This window comes from Streptomyces sp. NPDC096040 (genome assembly GCF_040303265.1).
Classification (GTDB): Bacteria; Actinomycetota; Actinomycetes; order Streptomycetales; family Streptomycetaceae; genus Streptomyces.
This window is the reverse complement of the sequence record NZ_JBEOTA010000001.1, coordinates 72147-90448: the sequence shown is the minus strand read 5'-3', so window position 1 is coordinate 90448 and position 18302 is coordinate 72147. Positions and strand designations below refer to the sequence as shown.

The following is an 18302-nucleotide window of genomic DNA, read 5'->3' as shown; positions in this document are numbered from 1 at the left end:
ACGGGGCGTGGCGAACGTGGAGCACAGTGGGAGACCGGGGGGCGCGTTCGGGGGAGCGGGAGCGGAGCCGGGAACACGGTTCAGGATGGCCCGGCTCGGCCTGTGGGCGGTGGCCGCGATCCTCGCCGTACGGCAGATGGCCGCCGTCCTCGGCACCCCGAGCGGGGAGCGGCTGACGGATCTGGAGACCTGGGTCGGCCCTGAGGGCGTGCTGCACGTCAAGGGCTCGCTCTACGACTCGACGCGGTTCACCGGTTCGCCGTTCGGCGGGCTGGTGCTCAAGCCGCTCACCAGGGCCGCCGAGCAGGCCCTCGGCTGGGGCTGGACCTTCGGCACGCTGCTGCTGGTGGTCGCCCTCGGCCTGGTCGCCGCCCGGGCGCTGCCCCAGCCGGTGAGCCGCCGTACCGCGCTGCTGGCCGCCCCGGTCGCCATCAGCCTGCTGATGCTCTCGCTGCCGGTCCGCAACACCCTCTGGCTCGGCCAGACCAGCATCATCCCGGTGCTCCTCGTCCTGCTCGGCTGCTTCGCCGTGCGCGGGGAGCGGGCCGGCGGGCTCTGCATAGGCCTGGCCGCCGCCCTCCAGCCGGCCGTGCTGCTGTTCGCCCCGCTGCTGTGGTTCACCGGCCGTCGCCGGGCCGCGATCGCCACCGGCGTCACCTTCGCCGCGTGCACGGCGCTGGCCTGGGCGGCGATGCCGCACGACTCGTACACCTACTGGGTCCACCACATGGCCGGCGTCGGCCTCGGCGGCAAGGCCGACGCGCTCGCCAACCAGTCGCTGCACGGCGCCCTGCTGCGGTTCGGGCTGAGCGGCCCGCTGGAGATAGTCCTGTTCCTGGCCCTCGCCGCGACCGTGGCCGTGCTCGCGCTGCGCCGCGCGGTGCGCTACGCCCGGGACGGGCAGCTGCTGCTCGCGGTCGCGATCACCGGCTGCGCGGTGGTGGCGGTGTCACCGGCCGCCTGGCAGCACCAGCTGCTGTGGGTGCTGCTCGCGGTGGTCGGGCGGGCCGGGCGGCGCGCCGCCGACCGGTCCGTGTGGCCGGTAGTGGTGGTCCTGGTGATGACGTTGCCCGCCAAAGCACTGCTGCCGAACCCGTCCCTCTTCGTCCCCGTGCGTGACAACGCCGTCCTGCTGGCCGCCCTGGCCGCGGCCACGGTCGTACCCTTCCTGTCCCGTACCGCAGCGGAGTTCGCCCGGCCCATCCCGACAAACTACGCGGAGCCGGTGCCGGCCCGCTTCCGCCGGGTGCCGCTGACCCCCTCGCTGCGCCGGGTGCTGACCCGGCCGAACCTCTTCCTCGAACTGCTCGCGATGAGGCTCGTCTACTTCGCCTACCAGCAGATCCGGCTGGCCGCCGCCGGGGACGGGAACGGCACCTCCGGGCGGGCCCGGGCCGAGCACCACGGGCACCAGATCCTCGACATCGAGCGGTTCCTGCACCTCGACATCGAGCACTGGGCCAACCACGCCGTGTACGGCATCGGCTGGCTGCGGGACTTCTTCGACTTCTACTACGAGTCCTTCCACTTCGTCGTCCCGCTGACCGTCCTCGCGGTGCTCTGCGTCCGCCGCCCGGTCGACTACCGCTGGGCGCGCACCGCCCTCGGCTTCGCCACCGCCTTCGCCCTGATCGGCTTCTGGCTCTACCCGCTGGCGCCGCCGCGGTTGCTGCCGGGCCTCGGTGTCATCGACACGGTCCACGGTCCGCAGGACTTCGCCAAGCCGGACTACGGCACCCTCACCCAGCTGACCAACCAGTACGCGGCGATGCCCTCGCTGCACTTCGGCTGGTCGCTGTGGTGCGGGATCGTGATCGCCGTCGTCGCCCCGAAGTGGTGGATGAAGGCCCTCGGCCTGCTCCACCCCCTCTTCACGGTCTCGGCGATCATCGCCACCGGCAACCACTGGGTCCTGGACGCGGTGGGCGGCGCGGCGGTGGTCGGCGCGGGCTTCGGGGTGGGGTATCTGCTGCAGGGCCCGCGGGCCCGGATGGTCAAGGCGGCGGCGGTCAACGACAAGGACCGGGAGGCGGTACCGGCGCCGGGCTGACGCCCGCACCGCCCCTGCGGGCAGGCCGAGGGCCTGTCTGACGAATCCCGTCGTCGCCCGGAGGGCGGCCTCGCGGCGTCAGGTGCGTGCTCTGGGGGTCCCCCGGCCGGAGGCTGGGGGAGTGCCGGGTGTAGGCGCTCGTTTTGGACGTACTCGGGTCTGCGCCCGGTGCGGCGAGAGTGCGTGCATGGCGTCGCGAGGCAGACGGGAACTGCCAGACAGGTCCTAGAGCCGTTGGATGATCGTGCCGGTGGCCAGGCCGCCGCCCGCGCACATGGTCACCAGGGCGAACTCCTTGTCCGTGCGCTCCAGTTCGTGCAGGGCCGTGGTGATGAGGCGGGCGCCCGTGGCTCCCACCGGATGGCCCAGGGCGATCGCGCCGCCGTTGACGTTGACCTTGTCCAGGTCCTGCTCGAAGACCTGGGCCCAGCTCAGCACCACCGACGCGAACGCCTCGTTGATCTCGACCAGGTCGATGTCCCTCAGGGTCATGCCCGCCTTGCCGAGCACGGCCCGGGTCGCGTCGATCGGGCCGTCGAGGTGGAAGTGCGGGTCGGCGCCGACCAGGGCCTGGGCGACGATCCGGGCCCGGGGGCGGAGCTTCAGGGCGCGGGCCATCCGCTTCGACGCCCACATGATGGCCGCCGCGCCGTCGGAGATCTGGGACGAGTTGCCCGCGGTGTGGACCGCCGTCGGCATCACCGGCTTCAGGCCGGACAGCGCCTCCATGGACGTGTCCCGCAGGCCCTCGTCCTTGTCGACAAGACGCCACATGCCCTGACCGGCGTGCTGCTCCTCCTCCGTCGTCGGCACCTGCACGGCGAAGGTCTCCCGCTTGAAGCGCTCCTCGGCCCAGGCGTGCGCCGCCCGCTCCTGCGAGAGCAGCCCGAGCGAGTCGACGTTCTCCCTGGTCAGGCCCCGGTGGCGAGCGATGCGCTCGGCGGCCTCGAACTGGTTGGGCAGATCGACGTTCCACTCGTCGGGGAAGGGCTTGCCCGGCCCGTGCTTGGAGCCGGAGCCCAGCGGCACTCGCGACATCGCCTCGACCCCGCAGCTGATCCCGACGTCGATGACCCCGGCGGCGATCATGTTCGCGGTCATGTGCGAGGCCTGCTGCGAGGAGCCGCACTGGCAGTCGACGGTCGTGGCCGCCGTCTCGTACGGCAGCCCCACGGTCAGCCAGGCCGTACGCGCGGGGTTCATGGACTGCTCGCCGGCGTGGGTCACCGTGCCGCCGACGATCTGCTCGACGCAGTCGGCGGGGATGCCGGTGCGGCCGAGGAGTTCACGGTAGGTCTCGCCCAGGAGATAGGCGGGGTGGAGATTGGCGAGCGCGCCACCGCGCCTGCCGATGGGGGTGCGTACGGCTTCGACGATCACGGGTTCCGCGGCCATGGGGGCTCGGTCCTCTCCTCGGTCACCCGCGCGGCGCAGGGGCGTCCCGGCCCGGCCCGCCACGCAGAACTAGAACGCGTACTAGTTCTGTCTGCAGTCTGCTGACACCCCGTCCACAACCGCAAGAGGGGTGCATGCAATTGGAGTGACCGTGCCCCTTGCGACTTGTAGAACCCGTTACTACCTTCACGGCAACCGGCCATTTCTGATGGCCCGTCAGAAGGCTGTCGTAAGGCAGTCGCAAGGCATACGTATCCAGGTTCGTACACGGTGGGAGTGAGTCGCCATGCCCTGTCCCGCGCTGCCCGACGGGTTCGACCTCACCGACCCCGATCTGCTCCATCACCGCGTGCCGCTCCCGGAGTTCGCCGAGCTGCGCCGGGCCGAACCGGTCCGCTGGATCGAACAGACCCACGGCATCGCCGGCTTCGCGGACGACGGCTACTGGGCCGTCACCCGGCACGCGGACGTCAGGTACGTCTCCACGCACCCCGAGATCTTCTCGTCCTGGCTCAACACCGCGATCATCCGCTTCACCGAGCACATACCGCGGGACGCGGTCGACGCCCAGCGGCTGATCCTGCTGAACATGGACCCGCCCGAGCACACCCGGGTCCGCCAGATCATCCAGCGCGGCTTCACCCCACGCTCCATCCGCGCCCTGGAGGAGCGGCTGCGCGACCGGGCCGGGGCGATCGTCGCATCCGCCCGCGCCCACTCCGGACCCTTCGACTTCGTCACCGAGGTCGCCTGCGAGCTCCCCCTCCAGGCGATCGCCGAACTGATCGGCATCCCCCAGGACGACCGGGCCAAGATCTTCGACTGGTCCAACAAGATGATCTCCTACGACGACCCCGAGTACGCGATCACCGAGGAGGTGGGCGCCGAGTCGGCCACCGAGCTGATCGCCTACGCGATGAACATGGCCGCCGACCGCAAGCAGTGCCCGGCGCAGGACATCGTCTCCACGCTGGTGGCGGCCGAGGACGAGGGCAACCTGAACTCCGACGAGTTCGGCTTCTTCGTGCTGATGCTCGCGGTGGCCGGCAACGAGACCACCCGCAACGCCATCACCCACGGCATGCACGCCTTCCTCACCCACCCCGGGGCCTGGGACCTCTACAAGCGCGAGCGCCCGTCGACCGCCGCCGAGGAGATCGTCCGCTGGGCGACCCCGGTCAACTCCTTCCAGCGCACGGCCACCCAGGACACCGAGCTGGGCGGCAAGCTGATCCGCAAGGGCGACCGGGTCGGCGTCTTCTACGCCTCGGCCAACCACGACCCCGAGGTCTTCACCGACCCCGACACCTTCGACATCACCCGCGACCCCAACCCCCACCTCGGCTTCGGAGGCGGCGGCCCCCACTACTGCCTGGGCAAGTCGCTGGCCGTCCTGGAGATCGACCTGATCTTCAACGCGATAGCCGATGCGATGCCGAGCCTGCGCCTGGTCAGCGACCCGGACCGGCTCCGCTCCGCGTGGATCAACGGCGTGAAGCACCTCCGGGTAACCACGTCGTAGGCCCCCGACCCGGGCCGACGGCTCCCGGCGCCGCCGGCCCGCCTCGAGGGAGGCAGGAGCACCCCCTTCCCACGCCCCGTTCCTGCCTCCCCCGAGACGCCGGTACCGCACACTGCCGTCACTGCAGTCACTCCCGCCCGGACGCCACCACCGCCAGTACCCCGGGGACCGCCGCCGCGATCAGCAGGGGGATGCCGAGGTCGATGTGGAGGACCAGCCAGGCGCCCAGGACCGCGCCGACGATCAGCGCGAGGACCGCGGCCGCGCGGCGCGGGGAGCGGGGGTTGGTGGCGTCGCCGAGGCGGGACTCGGAGACGAGGCCGGTCAGGGTCGTGGTCAGGACCGTGGTCGCGGTCAGGTCGGGGACACCCAGCTTGCGGACGTTGGCGTTGCGCAGGCCCATCGCGAAGGCGGTCAGCGCGATCAGGATGTACGTGGTCGCCGTCCCGTCGGGCCGGGCGAAGGCCACCACGGCCGACACGGCCAACAGGACCGCCTCCGCCGCCAGGGTCACCCGCACCCACCGCCTGCGGGAGCCGCCGCCGAACCGGGCCGCGACCCGGCCGCCCACTGCCGCGCCCAGCAGGAAGGCGGCCAGGGAGGTCGCCGAGTGGGGGACGGAGAAGCCGGGCGCCCCGGCGGCCGCGAAGCCCAGGATCACCACGTTGCCGGTCATGTTCGCGGTGAAGACATGGCCCAGGCCGAGATAGCTGACGGCGTCGATCAGGCCGCCCATCACGGTCAGGGCCAGCAGGACGAAGACCATCCGCACACCGCGGGTCTCGGGATCGCGGGCGGGTGTCGCCGTGGGCATCGCTCCTCCGGGGGCGCGCGGGACCAGGTGGCTCGGTGGGCCCGGAGCCCGGTGGGTCCGGGTCTCCGGGATCTCTGGGGTCTCTGGGAGCTCAAGGGTCTCTGGGGCCCCAGTCCACCACGTCCGGACATACGTCGGCACCCTCGCCCGGGAGGAGGGGGCGAGGGTGCCGAGGTTCAGGGGGGAGCGGGTCGGCCGGCTCAGTACCAGCCGTTGGCCTGCCAGAAGCTCCAGGCGGCCGTCGGGCTGCCGTAGCGGGAGTTCATGTAGTCCAGACCCCACTTGATCTGGGTGGCAGGGTTGGTCTTCCAGTCGGAACCGGCGGACGCCATCTTCGAGGCCGGCAGGGCCTGGACCAGGCCGTAGGCGCCGGAGGAGCTGTTGGTGGCGCTGGGGTTCCAGCCGCTCTCATGCGAGACGATCTTGCTGAACGCGTTGAACTGCGCGGCGTCCGGGATCATCTTGTGCGCGATCGCCTGAGCGGAGGAGGTCGAGGTGGTGGCGGCCTGGGCGGGCGCCGCGCTCAGCGCCATACCGGCGGTGGCGGCGGCCACGGCGGCGGCGGTGAGGACCTTCTTCGGGGAGGCGATGCGGCGGATGATGGACACGGGCACGGAGAACCTCGTTCTTCGGGGACAGGGAGTCGCCGTGCTCCGGAACCACCCGTAGGCGGTGGCCGTGTGCGTCGGCTCCGTGGCCCGCTTGGGGCCGGTGGTGCCTGGCGACGTCGTCCAGAGAAGCAGGCCGGAAACCCGTCCGCAATCACCCCTTTTACTAGTTGTGGTCGCATAGGCGGTGTTGGCCCGTTGTGTGGCGTGGCTCTCAATGCGCAGGTCAGAGCCCTGGCGAATCGGACATTTCGGGAAAGTCTGTCTACTGCCCTGGGTCGTAGGTGACCTGCGTCATGTGGGGTGCTTCACCGGACGCGTCACCGAATGCGTACGGCACCTCACGCCCCGGGACCGTCGAATGTGACCGCGGTCTCGAAAGCGGCCCTCCTGGTCGCGCGGCGCAGCGCCCGCAGCAGCGCCGGTCCGAGGACGAGGGTGAGGACGACGGTGCACAGGGCGCGGCCCAGGTTCCAGCCCATGGCGGTGGCCAGGCTGTAGGCCAGGAACCGGGCCAGATTGGCGGCGGGCCCGGCATGCGGGTCGAAGGCGATGTTCGAGGCGTTGCCGGCCAGCAGCGGCCAGCCGGCCAGGTCCACGACCATGCCGTAGGCGAACGCGGCCAGAAAGCCATAGCCCGCCAGCAGCGCCAGCTCACCGCGCCCACGCAGCCGCCCGGTGCCCGGCAGCAGCCCGGCGCCCATCGTGAACCAGCCCATCGCCAGCATCTGGAACGGCAGCCACGGCCCCACCCCGCCCGTGAGCAGCGCCGACGCGAACATGGTGAGCGAGCCGAGGGTGAAGCCGAAGCCGGGCCCCAGCACCCGCCCGCTCAGCACCATCAGGAAGAACATCGGCTCGATCCCGGCGGTGCCCGCACCGATCGGCCGCAGCGCCGCCCCGGTCGCGGCCAGCACGCCGAGCATGGCGACGGCCTTCGGACCGAGCCCCGACTCGGAGATGGTCGCCCCGAGCACGGCGACCAGCAGGAGCAGCAGGCCCGCGAAGAGCCAGGGCGCGTCCTGGGCGTGCGAGCCGATCCGGGAGGAGGGCGGGGCGAGGAAGGGCCAGCCGATGGCGACCACGCCGACGGCACTGACGAGGAGGAGGGCGGCCAGGGAGCGGGGGCCGAGCCGCACCGGGCCGGTCATGCCAGCGCCGCCCGCACCTGGGCCACGGTCAGCCAGCGCTGTGGCGCGAGGACCTTCGTCACCTGCGGCGCGAAGGACGGCGAGGACACGACGACGTCCTCCGTCGGCCCGTCCGCGATCACCTCGCCCTCCGCGAGCAGTACGACCCGGTGGGCGATCTCGGCGGCCAGTTCCACGTCGTGCGTGGCCAGCACGATCGCGTGCCCGTCGGCGGCGAGCCCGCGCAGTATGCCGACCAGCCGGGCCTTCGCCGCGTAGTCGAGGCCCCGGGTCGGCTCGTCCAGCAGGAGCAGCGGCGGCCGGGCGGTCAGTACGACGGCCAGCGCCAGCGCCAGCCGCTGCCCCTCGGAGAGATCGCGGGGATGCGTGTCGTCGGCGACCCCGGGGAGCAGCCCGGACACCAGGTCACGGCAGGTCCCCGGGGCCGCCCCCGCGTCCCGGTCGGCGGCCGCGCACTCCGCGCCGACCGTGTCGGCGTAGAGCAGGTCACGGGGTTCCTGCGGGACCAGACCGACGAGGCGTACGAGGTCACGCGGGCGCGTGCGATGCGGCACGGCGCCGCCGACCCGGACCGTCCCCGAGCCCGGCTCGACCAGCCCGACCAGGGAGTTGAGCAGGGTGGACTTCCCGGCGCCGTTGCGGCCCATGAGAGCGACGGTCTCGCCGGCCGCGACGCTGAGATCGACGCCGCACAGCGCGTCCACCCGGCCCCGGCGGACACCGAGGGAGCGGACCTCGGCGAGGGGGGAGGCGGGGGTGGCGGCGGGCCGTCGGGTTTCGGTTCGCCCGGTGCGGGGCGCGGTGGGGGCGGCGGTGGGCCGCCGGTCCTCCGGGGCGTGCCCGGCGCGGGTAGCGGCGGGCGCGGCGGGAGCCGTGGGGCCGGCGGCGGGCCGCTGGGCTTCGGCCCACCCCGTGCGGGGCGTGGTGCGGGCGGCGGTGGGCCGCCGGTCCTCCGGGGTCCGCCCGGCGCGGGGAGCCGTGGGGGTTGCGGGCGCCGCGGGAGCCGTGGGGCCGGCGGCGGGCCGCTGGGCTTCGGCCCACCCGGCGCGGGAAGCGGCGGGCGCGGCGGCGGGCCGCTGCTCCGGGGCGTGCCCGGCGGGGGGAGCCGCGAGGGTGGCGACAGACCGTCGGACCGGGGCCCGCCCGGCGAGCCGCTCCCGCAGTCCGCCCGCCCGTCGCCGGGCGTCCCGCACGGTCATGGGCAGCGGCGACCACCCGGCCAGCCGCCCCAGCTCCACCACCGGCGGACACACCGGTGACACGGCCATCACCTCGGCGGGGGTGCCGCACACCGGCGCGGCCCCCGGCTCCGGGAGCAGCACGACCCGGTCGGCGTACTGCACCACCCGCTCCAGCCGGTGCTCGGCCAGGAACACCGTGGTCCCGAGATCGTGCACCAGCCGCTGGAGCACGGCCAGCACCTCCTCGGCGGCGGCCGGGTCAAGGGCGGAGGTCGGCTCGTCGAGAACCAGCACCCCGGGATGCGGGGTGAGCACCGACCCGATCGCGACCCGCTGCCGCTGCCCACCCGAGAGCGTGCCGATCGCCCGGTCCCGCAGCCCGTCGAGCCCGAGCAGATCGAGGGTCTCCTCCACCCGCCGCCGCATCACCGCCGGGGCGATCCCCAACGACTCCATCCCGTAGGCGAGTTCGTCCTCCACCGTGCCGGTCACGAAGTGGGCGAGCGGATCCTGCCCCACCGTGCCGACGACGTCGGCGAGTTCACGCGGCTTGTGCGTCCGCGTGTCCCGCCCCGCGACCGTGACCCGGCCGCGCAGGGTGCCGCCGGTGAAGTGCGGCACCAGCCCGCTGACGGAGTTGAGGATCGTCGACTTGCCGGTGCCGGACGGGCCCACGAGGAGGACGAGTTCACCCTCCGGCACCTCGAAGTCGATGCCCTGGACGGCCGGTCCGGCCGCGCCCTCGTACGTCACGGAGACGTCCTCGAAACGGATCACGACGGCTCCTTCGGCACATTCGGCATGGCAAGGGCGGGCAACAGACCGAGCAGCACGGCGGCCGCGGGCCACAACGGAAGCGTGGGGGCGACCAGCGGTACGACCCCGGGATGCAGGGCGTCCGGATCCCGGACCGCGGCGAACGCCAGCAGCCCGGCGACGGCCACGCCCGACCCGGACACCACCCAGGCCCGCGCGTCCCACGCGTCCGGCCGGTAACGGGTGCGCAGCGAACGGCGGCCCCCGAGCCGCAGCCCGGCCAGCGCGGCGACCACCCCGGCCAGCAGCAGGGGCAGCCCATAGGCGCCCCCCTCGGCGGTGAGCAGCCCGTACGTTCCCGCGCACACCCCGAGCAGCCCACCGAGGGTCAGCGCGGCCGTCGTACGACGGACCCGGTCCGGCACGTCGGCGCTGCGGCCGTAACCGCGCGCGTCCATCGCGGCGGCGAGGGCGACCGAGCGCTCCAACGCGCCTTCCAGGACCGGCAGTCCGACCTGGAGCAGACCCCGGACACCGGAGTCGGGGCGGCCGCGCAGCCGGCGGGCGGCGCGCAGCCGCTGGACGTCGGCGATCAGGTTCGGCGCGAAGGTGAGGGCGACGACCACGGCCACGCCCAGCTCGTACAGGGCTCCGGGCAGCGACTTGAGGAGCCGGGCCGGATCGGCGAGCGCGTTCGCGGCGCCGACACAGATCAGCAGGGTGGCGATCTTGAGGCCGTCGTAGAGGGCGAAGGCCAGCGCCTCGGCGGTGACCCGGCCACCGAGCCGGATGCCCTGCGCCCAGTGGGGGAGCGGGACTTCGGGGAGGGTGACGAGGGTGTGCGAGCCGGGGACGGGGGAGCCGAGGAGCACGGTGAAGACGAGCCGGATGAGAAGGACGGCGAGGGCGAGCTTGGCGAAGGCGGAGTAGGAACGGGACCCCTGCGTCCGGCTCCGGCAGGCGGCCACGACGTAGGCGGTGACCGCGATGAGAAGGGCGAGGAGGAGGGGGTTCGTGGTGCGCGATGCGGCGACACCGAGGGAGAGGGACCAGAGCCACCAGGCGCCGGGGTGGAGGGAGCGGCGGTCACCCATTCTTCCGCCGCCGAGCCTGCCAGAAGGCTCCCGCGGCCACCACCACGACCACCCCCGCCCCGGCCAGCAGCCCCACCGACGGCCCGCCGCCCGACGTACCGCCCGCCGCCACCTTCTCCCCGCACCCCTTCTCGGGATACCCCCCGATCGCGCACAACAAGGCGTTCGTGTCGTACCGCAACGGCTTCGCCACCGTCGCCAGCGCCTCCGCCGTCGTGGCGTCCGCCGAGACCACCGCACAGGCTGTCCGCCGCACCGGCGGCTGCTCCGCGGACGGCGCGTCCGCCGTCGTACCGAAGTCGATGACCAGCCCCACCCGCTTCTTCCCCCGGACCGCGGCCGTGTCGGCGCAGATCGTCCCGAAGGCCGCCGTCCCGCGCGGCTGCGACGCATCCCCCGAGTCCTCGCTCAGCGCGAACCGGAACCCCTCGACCGAGCCGTCGTCCGGCTGCGCCGTGGAGGGGCCCTGGGTGGCGTACGTCCACCGCGAGCCGTCCCGCTCCCAGAAGGACCAGTAGCGGTAACCGGCGGCCTCCGCCGGGGCGGCGGTCGCCAGCAAAGTCAGCGTGGCTATGAGCAGCAGCGCCGCACGGCGGACCGCGGTCACGGCTGGCGCTGCTTCCGGCGCCCGCTGAACAGGAAGCCGATGCCGATGCCGGCGACGAGCCCCGCGCCGACGATCCACCAGACGCCGGTCCCCGACGACTTCTTCTCCTCTGTGTGCCTGGCGGCAGCCTCGGGCGCCGGGCCCGTCGCGTTGAGGGCCGTCACCAGGTCCGTACCGCCGAAGTCGCGCGGGTCCGCGCCCATCGCATGCGCGGCGAAGATCAGCTCGGCGTAGGCCGCGGGCCCGCTCTGCTTCGCCCACTGCACGGCATGGGTCTCAAGCCAGGTGTAGGGCTTCTGCGCCGGCTTGGTCCAGCCCTGCGCGGCCAGGGCCACGACCGCGTCGGCGGTGTTGCCGTAGTCCGGCTGGGGCGTGGCACCGGCGAGCGTGGAGACGAGGTGCCCCTGATCGTCCATCGCCCGCGCCAGATAAGCGGCGCCGTTTCGGGCCACGTCCGCTCGCGTCAGCGCCTTGTCGGAGTCGGCGCAGACGGGATCGTCCGCCGGGGCCTTCCCAGCCGTCGTCACGAACCCCTTGCCGAGGGCGCCGAGCACCCCGGCGGCCGTCGCGTCCGCGTTGGCGGCCAGCTTCCCCTTCTTGTCCGGCTGGTACGCGAGGGCGCCGCCACCGTCCTCGTCGCAGCGGATGGACCACTTGGCGAGGAGGTCGTCCGTCGCCTTGTCCGGGCTCTCGCCGGCCGCCGTGAGCGCGCCGATCACCACGCCGGTGGAGTTCGTGTCGCTGGGCGAGCCGGGGGTGTAGCCCCAGCCGCCGTCCTTGTTCTGCTGCGACTTCAGCCAGGTCACCGCCTTGCCGACGGCGTCGTCGTGCCCGCCGACCGCCGTCAGCGCCTGGACGGCTGCCGCCGTGCTGTTCGTGTCGACCGTCAGCTTGGTGTCACAGGCCGCTGTCGGCTCGGCGCGGAACATCGCGTACGAGCCGTTCGCGCACTGCTGCCCGGCCAGCCAGTCCACCGCCTTCACGGCCGGGGTCACCCCCACCGTGTGCTGGGCGAGCAGGGCGAGCGACTGGCGCCAGACGCCGTCGAACTTGGGGTCCGTGCTGCCGAACAGGCCCGACGGGAGCACCGTCGAAGCGGACGGGGACGGGTCGTCGGCGGCCAGCGCGGTCATGGCCGGCGTGGCGGCGCCGATGACGGCGGTGGCGGCCAGCACCGCGGCGCTGCGGCGGATGACGGTCATGATCGGCGGGTGCCTCTCCCTGCGGGGGAGCCGGGCGGCACGGGTCACCCCGGCGGCTCGGCTCCGTGAACCTCGACGGTGCCGTGCGACGGCGGGTGCCGGCGCACATGAGCCGATCAACGTCCCGCACGGGGCGGTCCGGCTCACCGTCACGGTGACGGTTCACGGATAGGGTCTCCCCGGTTCGAGCGAAGCCGAGAAGTGGGGAAGGGCCAGCGCCGGGTTTGCACCGGCTTTCCCCCGTACGGGTGATGACGACCCGGCTACTTTACCGGCCGCCGGATCGAAGCTGAGGGGCGGCTGTGGATCGTAGCCGCTGGTTATGGTCATGCCATGACGGGGAGACTGCTCGGCTCGGGGCGTTCGGCCGATGTGTACGAGATCGACGAGGCGTGGGTGCTGCGCCGTGACCGGGACGGCTGGGGGGACGCGGCCGCCGAGGGCGCGGTGATGACGTACGTACGGGAGCACGGGTATCCGGTGCCCCGGGTGCGGCCCTCCGGGTCCCGTACCGACCTGGTGATGGAACGGCTGTCCGGGCCGACCATGCTGGCGGCACTCCTGGCGGGGGAGATGGGCGCGGCGGAGGGCGGTGAGTTGCTCGCCTCGCTGCTACGGCGGCTGCACACGGTGCCCGGGCGGGACCCGGCCGACCCCGGCTCTCGCGTCCTGCACCTCGACCTGCATCCCGACAACGATGGGGGTCCCCCCGGCTCGAACGAAGTTGAGAGCTGGGGGAGTTGACCACAGAGGGTCCGCGGGTCATCGACTGGTCCAACGCCGGGGACGGGCCGCCCGGCCTCGACTGGGCCATGTCCGCGGTGATCCTCGCCCAGGTCGCGGTGGGGGAGTTGCCGTTGGCCCGCGAACTGCTCACTGCCCTGCTGGCCGATCCGGGCGAACTGACGGAGAAGGGGCTGGCGGAGGCCCTGCGGCGGCGGCCGGCCAATCCGACGATGAGCCGCCGAGAGGTCGAACTGCTCGGTGCGGCGGAGAAGTTGATACGGACCCACGTGCCGTAGGGCCTGTCTGACAGTTCCCGTCTGCCTCGCGACGCCATGCACGCACTCTCGCCGCACCGGGCGCAGACCCGAGTACGTCCAGTACGAGGGCCTACGCCCGGCAACTCCCCCAGCCTCCGGCCGGGGGGACCCCCAGAACACGCACCTGACGCCGCGAGGCCGCCCTCCGGGCGACGACGGGAATTGTCAGACAGGCCCTAAGCCGCTGTCGCGACCGGGGCGATGCCCGCGGACAGGTGGCGGCCCATGCGGCGCAGGGCGTCGTCGCAGTCGGCGGGATCCTCGCCGACGGCCACCCAGAGCGCCAGCCGGTCGTCGACGGTCGCGTGCGGCCCGGCGGTGACGTGGTTGCCGGCGTGCTGGGTGAGGATCATGCGGTCGGCGCCGGGCTCGTGGGCCGCGTCGGGGGAGAGGTCCAGGTGGTCGAGGCGGCCGGTGGCGGCCGGGTAGGCGAACCGGATCGAGGCCGCCCGCTGCCGGGTGGGCGTGGTCTCCGGCACCTCGCCGGTGGCCAGCGCGGCGGCGGCCTGTGCGAGGTCCACGCCGGTGGCCCTTTTGACGAGGAGCGGGATCAGATCGCCCGGCAGACACGGGGTGACGTCGGTGACCCGGGGGCCGCGGTCGGTGAGCCGTAACCCGATGTGCAGCACACCCCGGGTGAGACCGAGGGCGTGGACGGTGCGGTCGACGGCCAGGCGCAGGAAACGGTTGTGCAGCAGGCCGTCATGGGCGTGCACGGTGTGCCGGAGCGGCTGCCGGGCGGGCGCCGGGCCCAGGGTCGTACGGGTGATGGCGACGATGCGGATCTCGCCGTCCAGGACGACGGTCTCGGCGCAGACCCGGGGCGTGCCGGGGTCGTCGACGGGGACCGTGCCGGCGGTCGGCAGGGTGCGCAGCGCGGCCGGGTCGGCACAGGCGGCGGCCGCGGCGAGGGAGGGACCGGGCAGCCCCAACTGCCCGGCGATTTTGGCGGCGGCGACCGTGTACTCGCCCGAGTGGGTCAGCACACCGCGGACCCGGTGCCGGGCCGCGAACCGCGCCACCGCCGACGCCGTCGCCCCGTCCTTGCCGGGGTCCGCCGCGAGATGGCCGGCCAGGCTCGGTCGTGCCCAGGCGGGCGGTGCGGCGTCCACCAGCACCACCGGGCGGGCCGCGGCGACACGCGTCAGCACGAACTCGTCGTACGCGCGCCGGCGACCGGCGCCGAGGAGCAGGACGGGCTGTGACATCGGTTCGCCTCACCTTCCGGGAGGAGGCGGGGCGGCTGGTCGCCCCCGACGCCGCTCCCCCACAGGCGGCACCCGGGGCGGGTCGGTGCGACCGTGGCCTGGTGACGTGATCCTTTCCGGATCCTTTCCGGCGAACCGTCATATGTCAACGATTCCCGCATAATCCGGCAGTGACCATTGTCATGTCTGGTGACGGGGCCGGAAAGGGCCGTTGGGCGAAGTGCCGTTGTCGGCGGTGGAGCGCGAGGCGGCGGGACTGGAAGGGTGGTTCGCGGGACGGCGTGCAGCGCAGCCGAGTTCAGCCGGCGAACGGCAGAACAAGGGAGCGGGAGGCCAGCAGCCACCGGCCGTCGACTCTGCGGAACGTGTCCTCGTAGTGGCCGATCTGGGCGGGCGGCCCGGCCGGGACCATGCCCCCCTGGTAACCGTCGACACGATACGTCTGGAAGTACGACGTCGCGGTCGCCGTCTCCGGACCGCTCACCGTGACCAGGATGTTGGACATGACCCGGCGGGAGAGCCGATCCGCCGGCCTGGACCCGAAGTACACGGCCAGCGCATCCCGCCCTTCCACCCGCCGACCGTCTCCCGGCGGCGGCCACTCCCACCACCCGTCCTCCGTGAACAACCCGGCGACGGAGGACGGTTCGCCGAGATCCAGCCGACGGACGAAGTCGACGACGAGACGCTCGCAGGCACGTTCGGCGAGAAGCCGCTCCAAGGAGTCCATGCGCTCCTTACTACACCGCCGCGTACGTCACCGGTTCACTCCCCGCCACCGGCTCCACGAGCCCCAGTTTCACCAGGCGCCGTAGATGCGCCTCCGCCTCCGAGACGGCGATGTTCCTCGATCCGTAGGGGATCTGCTCCCAGGGCCGGTTCCACTCCATCCGTACGGCCAACTCCCACAGGGTGAGGGGCTGCCGGAGGAGGGAGAGAAGGGCGGTGAGGCGTTCCTCGTGGTGGGCCAGAAGCTCCCGTACCCGGGCCGGTGTGTCGGTGAAGGTGTGCTGGTGGGCCGGGAGGACCTCGGCGGGGGCGAGGCGGCCGATGCGTTCCAGGGAGTCGAGGTAGTCGCCGAGGGGGTCGGTGACGGTCGCGTCGTCGGGGTCCTCGTACAGGCCGATGTGCGGGGTGATCCCGGGGAGTAGATGGTCGCCGGAGAACAGCCGCCCACGCCCGGGGAGTCGGGCCGGGTGGTCCTCCTCCAGGTGCAGGCAGACATGGCCGGGCGTGTGTCCCGGCGTCCAGACGGCACGCAGCCGGCGACCAGGCAGGTCGAGCAGCTCGCCGGGGAGGATCTCGCGGTCGGGAAGGGCGGGGGACAGACCCGGCGGGGAGTTTCGTCGCCGGGGTCCGCCCCGCAGCGGCGCCACATGTTCCTCGGGCGCACCGGCGGCCGTCAGCTTCGCCGCCATGTAGGTGAACCAGCGCTCGGGCCGGGTCTCCCGGGCCCGCCGCACGATGGCCGCGTCGGCGGCGTGCATGGCAATCCAGGCCCCGGAGGTGTCCCGCACCCGTCCCGACAACCCGTGGTGATCGGGGTGATGGTGAGTGATGACGACCCCGTGCACCTCACCGACGCCGGTACCGCACGCGTCCAGCCCCGCAACCAGCACGTCCCACGACCCGGGATCGTCCCACCCGGTATCGACCAGCACCGGCCCGCGATCCGTGTCCACGACGTACACCAGCGTGTACCCAAGGGGATTGTCCGGAATGGGAACCTCGACGGACCGCACGCCCCCGCCGTGGTCATGCGCGTTCACCACGGGCGGCACCGCCGCCGACCGCTCCGGCCTGCTCTGCCCGTCCTGTCCGTCCATCATTCAGCGCCCTCCGCCCCCGCACCGCCGCACGGCCGTCGCTCACTATAACTAGAACTGGTTTCACATCGGATGGTCCCAGGAGAAGTTCGCTTGGGGGACGGTCTGACCAGCGGGGGAGTCGTTGTTGGTCGCCGGGTCGGCAGCACGCAGCCACGGTGCTACGGGTGCTGCCCCGCGACACCCGGACGGCGTTGGCGCCGGGGTCACGCCGAGTCTGTTCCGTACACCTGGCGGGTGTTGGGGCGTGGCGCCGGGCGGTGGTGGGCCGCCGGGCCCTCGGCGAAGGCGCGCAGCAGGTTCTCCGTGGTGCGGGTCACGAAGGCGCGGGTGGCGGCGTCCATGCCGTGGTGCCGGCTGCCGTCGCCGGTGGCCGCCATCAGGGCCTCCACCCAGCGCATGGTGCCGGTCGCGAAGACACCGGCCCCGCCGGCCACGGTGTAGTACGCCGAGTCGCTGTGGCTGTGCCGACCGGTGCACACGAGGGGGGAGTGGGCCGTGATCTCCAGCGGGCCGGGAGCGGTGGCGCCGGGGACGACTCGGTCGTACTCGACGCCCACGAGATGGTCGAAGCGCTCGCCGGCGCGGACTCCGGTGCCCTCGTACAGCCAGTGGTCGGGCGCCGTGACGACATAGGGGGCGTCCACGGGGTAGCCCTCGTACAGCACGCCGGTGAGCGAGGACTCCGGGTCGGCACCCGGGGCCGCGCGGAAGTCCGTGGTGACAAGGGCGGGCCGGGAGGGGAAGCAGGGGTCGGCGGTGTAGGCGGACTTGTAGCAGACGACGGTACGGCCGGGGCCGCTGTCCGAGGCCTCCACCCGGATCCGCCGGAAGCAGGTGTTGGCGCCGAGGAAGGCGATGTTGGTGCCGGCGTCCCGGGCGGCCGTGACGTGCCGGCGCTGCTCGGGCGTCCAGTACTCGTCGTGGCCCAGACAGACGACGGCGGCGGCTCCGGCCAGCACGCCGGGGTCGGCGTGCACGTCCGTCCCGGTGGTGTAGGCGAGCGGTACGCCCAGCCGCTCGGCCAGTACGGCCGCCGCCCACTCGTACACCAGGAACTTCTCCGCGCCGTTCTGGTCGTAGGGGCGGTCGAAGGTGACGGCCAGCGAGCGGCCGGCGTAGCTGCCGTCGGCGCCGGCGTAGAGGCTGAGCCCGCCCCACCTGTTGTATGCCTGCCAGGTCGCCGGGGCGTGCAGCAGGACGGTACGGCCCGCGCCGTGCGTGGAGCGCACGATCAGCGGCACGTACCGCTGGTGGCCGCTCTCGGCCTCCAGGCGGAGCAGATAGGCGCCCTCCGGCCAGTCGGTGGTGTCCATGGTGAGCGTGCGCCGCCAGTCGGCGCGCACGGTGCGGGTACCGGGAACGATCCCGGGGGGCGGCTGGGCGCGGCCCGGTATGCGCGGCGACCACCAGACGCGGCGGGCCGGCTTCCCGCCGTACCAGCCGACGCGCAGCGCCGAGACCCGGAAGGCGGCGGCCGTGGTGGAGACGGCCAGACCGACCTCCTCGCCCGGTGTCACGCTCACCCGGTCGGTGTAGCCGGCGATCGCGTCCAGCGCGCCGAGGGAGCCGATGCGCCAGTCGTCGGTCCCCGGCCGGTCCCGCTCCGCCTCGGGCAGCCGGCTGGCGGGGCCGGTGGACCGGTGGGCCGGGGCCGTCTTGTCGCAGGCGGCCGCAGCCCCCAGCCCGACGCCCGCGCACAGCCCGAGGAACCGCCTGCGCGCGGTCCCGGACCCGGGGACCGGCACCACTGCCTGCCGCCTTGGAGCGTCCACATCGTCTCCCTGGGTCCTGCTGTCGCCACGGTCCCGGTCGCCCTGCCCGGCGGTCGGACACGCTCCGGCG

Annotated in this window: 14 protein-coding genes and 1 pseudogene; 3 read left to right on the top strand and 12 right to left on the bottom strand. The window is 73.2% G+C overall.

The features are described from left to right. Positions 1-7 precede the first annotated feature (7 nt). On the top strand, positions 8-2050 hold the full coding sequence (locus ABTY98_RS00425; RefSeq protein ID WP_352218620.1) for a bifunctional glycosyltransferase 87/phosphatase PAP2 family protein: 2043 nt from the start codon (positions 8-10) through the stop codon (positions 2048-2050). 225 nt (positions 2051-2275) lie between these two features. Here the strand turns inward: ABTY98_RS00425 and ABTY98_RS00420 are convergent, their stop codons facing one another. Further along, positions 2276-3445, bottom strand: coding sequence for a steroid 3-ketoacyl-CoA thiolase (locus ABTY98_RS00420; protein WP_352218619.1), 1170 nt, complete (start codon positions 3443-3445; stop codon positions 2276-2278). Between the two features lie 286 nt (positions 3446-3731). On the opposite strand from ABTY98_RS00420, the gene ABTY98_RS00415 reads away from it, so the two are divergent. Further along, on the top strand, positions 3732-4967 hold the full coding sequence (locus tag ABTY98_RS00415) for a cytochrome P450 (RefSeq protein ID WP_352218618.1): 1236 nt from the start codon (positions 3732-3734) through the stop codon (positions 4965-4967). A 127-nt stretch (positions 4968-5094) separates the two neighbouring features. On the opposite strand, the gene ABTY98_RS00410 is transcribed toward ABTY98_RS00415, so the two are convergent. From ABTY98_RS00410 to ABTY98_RS00380, 7 genes are all read right to left on the bottom strand, one after another. Further along, the gene (locus tag ABTY98_RS00410) at positions 5095-5781 is read right to left on the bottom strand and encodes a YoaK family protein (protein WP_352218617.1); all 687 of its coding nucleotides are present in this window, start codon (positions 5779-5781) and stop codon (positions 5095-5097) included. Positions 5782-5981: 200 nt separating this feature from the next. Further along, positions 5982-6395, bottom strand: coding sequence for an aggregation-promoting factor C-terminal-like domain-containing protein (locus ABTY98_RS00405; protein WP_352218616.1), 414 nt, complete (start codon positions 6393-6395; stop codon positions 5982-5984). 335 nt (positions 6396-6730) lie between these two features. Continuing rightward, positions 6731-7540 (bottom strand): ECF transporter S component, encoded by an 810-nt coding sequence (locus tag ABTY98_RS00400; RefSeq protein WP_352218615.1) that lies wholly within the window; start codon positions 7538-7540, stop codon positions 6731-6733. Further along, on the bottom strand, positions 7537-9498 hold the full coding sequence (locus tag ABTY98_RS00395; RefSeq protein ID WP_352218614.1) for an ABC transporter ATP-binding protein: 1962 nt from the start codon (positions 9496-9498) through the stop codon (positions 7537-7539). The genes ABTY98_RS00400 and ABTY98_RS00395 overlap by 4 nt, the downstream gene beginning before the upstream one ends. Beyond that, on the bottom strand, positions 9495-10571 hold the full coding sequence (locus ABTY98_RS00390; RefSeq protein ID WP_352218613.1) for an energy-coupling factor transporter transmembrane component T: 1077 nt from the start codon (positions 10569-10571) through the stop codon (positions 9495-9497). The genes ABTY98_RS00395 and ABTY98_RS00390 overlap by 4 nt, the downstream gene beginning before the upstream one ends. After that, on the bottom strand, positions 10564-11178 hold the full coding sequence (locus tag ABTY98_RS00385) for an SCO2322 family protein (RefSeq protein ID WP_352218612.1): 615 nt from the start codon (positions 11176-11178) through the stop codon (positions 10564-10566). Before ABTY98_RS00385 ends, ABTY98_RS00390 begins: the two co-directional genes overlap by 8 nt. Then, entirely contained in the window at positions 11175-12380 is a 1206-nt protein-coding gene (locus ABTY98_RS00380; RefSeq protein WP_352218611.1) for an SCO2321 family membrane protein, read from the bottom strand. The genes ABTY98_RS00385 and ABTY98_RS00380 overlap by 4 nt, the downstream gene beginning before the upstream one ends. A 333-nt stretch (positions 12381-12713) precedes the next feature. Here ABTY98_RS00380 and ABTY98_RS00375 point away from each other — a divergent pair. Then, positions 12714-13402, top strand: a pseudogene (locus ABTY98_RS00375) (phosphotransferase). A gap of 197 nt (positions 13403-13599) precedes the next feature. Here the strand turns inward: ABTY98_RS00375 and ABTY98_RS00370 are convergent. The 4 genes from ABTY98_RS00370 to ABTY98_RS00355 all read right to left on the bottom strand — a co-directional run bounded on the left by ABTY98_RS00370 (position 13600) and on the right by ABTY98_RS00355 (position 18232). Beyond that, positions 13600-14631, bottom strand: a complete 1032-nt coding sequence (locus ABTY98_RS00370) for an ATP-grasp domain-containing protein (protein WP_352218610.1) — start codon at positions 14629-14631, stop codon at positions 13600-13602. A 298-nt stretch (positions 14632-14929) separates the two neighbouring features. Beyond that, positions 14930-15361, bottom strand: coding sequence for a nuclear transport factor 2 family protein (locus ABTY98_RS00365; RefSeq protein WP_352218609.1), 432 nt, complete (start codon positions 15359-15361; stop codon positions 14930-14932). Positions 15362-15371: 10 nt separating this feature from the next. Continuing rightward, positions 15372-16403 carry a Strvi_7410 family MBL fold metallo-hydrolase gene (locus ABTY98_RS00360; RefSeq protein ID WP_352218880.1) on the bottom strand — a complete coding sequence of 344 codons (1032 nt, stop codon included), beginning with the start codon at positions 16401-16403 and terminating at the stop codon, positions 15372-15374. Positions 16404-16663: 260 nt separating this feature from the next. After that, positions 16664-18232 carry a N,N-dimethylformamidase beta subunit family domain-containing protein gene (locus ABTY98_RS00355; RefSeq protein ID WP_352218608.1) on the bottom strand — a complete coding sequence of 523 codons (1569 nt, stop codon included), beginning with the start codon at positions 18230-18232 and terminating at the stop codon, positions 16664-16666. Between the last annotated feature and the right edge of the window lie 70 nt (positions 18233-18302).

Excerpts from the sequence above, each read along its gene's own strand:
- ABTY98_RS00420 (WP_352218619.1), bottom strand. The coding sequence starts at position 3,445 with ATGGCCGCGGAACCCGTGATCGTCGAAGCCGTACGCACCCCCATCGGC.
- ABTY98_RS00415 (WP_352218618.1), top strand. The coding sequence starts at position 3,732 with ATGCCCTGTCCCGCGCTGCCCGACGGGTTCGACCTCACCGACCCCGAT.
- ABTY98_RS00410 (WP_352218617.1), bottom strand. The coding sequence starts at position 5,781 with ATGCCCACGGCGACACCCGCCCGCGATCCCGAGACCCGCGGTGTGCGG.
- ABTY98_RS00400 (WP_352218615.1), bottom strand. The coding sequence starts at position 7,540 with ATGACCGGCCCGGTGCGGCTCGGCCCCCGCTCCCTGGCCGCCCTCCTC.
- ABTY98_RS00390 (WP_352218613.1), bottom strand. The coding sequence starts at position 10,571 with ATGGGTGACCGCCGCTCCCTCCACCCCGGCGCCTGGTGGCTCTGGTCC.
- ABTY98_RS00380 (WP_352218611.1), bottom strand. The coding sequence starts at position 12,380 with ATGACCGTCATCCGCCGCAGCGCCGCGGTGCTGGCCGCCACCGCCGTC.
- ABTY98_RS00370 (WP_352218610.1), bottom strand. The coding sequence starts at position 14,631 with ATGTCACAGCCCGTCCTGCTCCTCGGCGCCGGTCGCCGGCGCGCGTAC.
- ABTY98_RS00365 (WP_352218609.1), bottom strand. The coding sequence starts at position 15,361 with ATGGACTCCTTGGAGCGGCTTCTCGCCGAACGTGCCTGCGAGCGTCTC.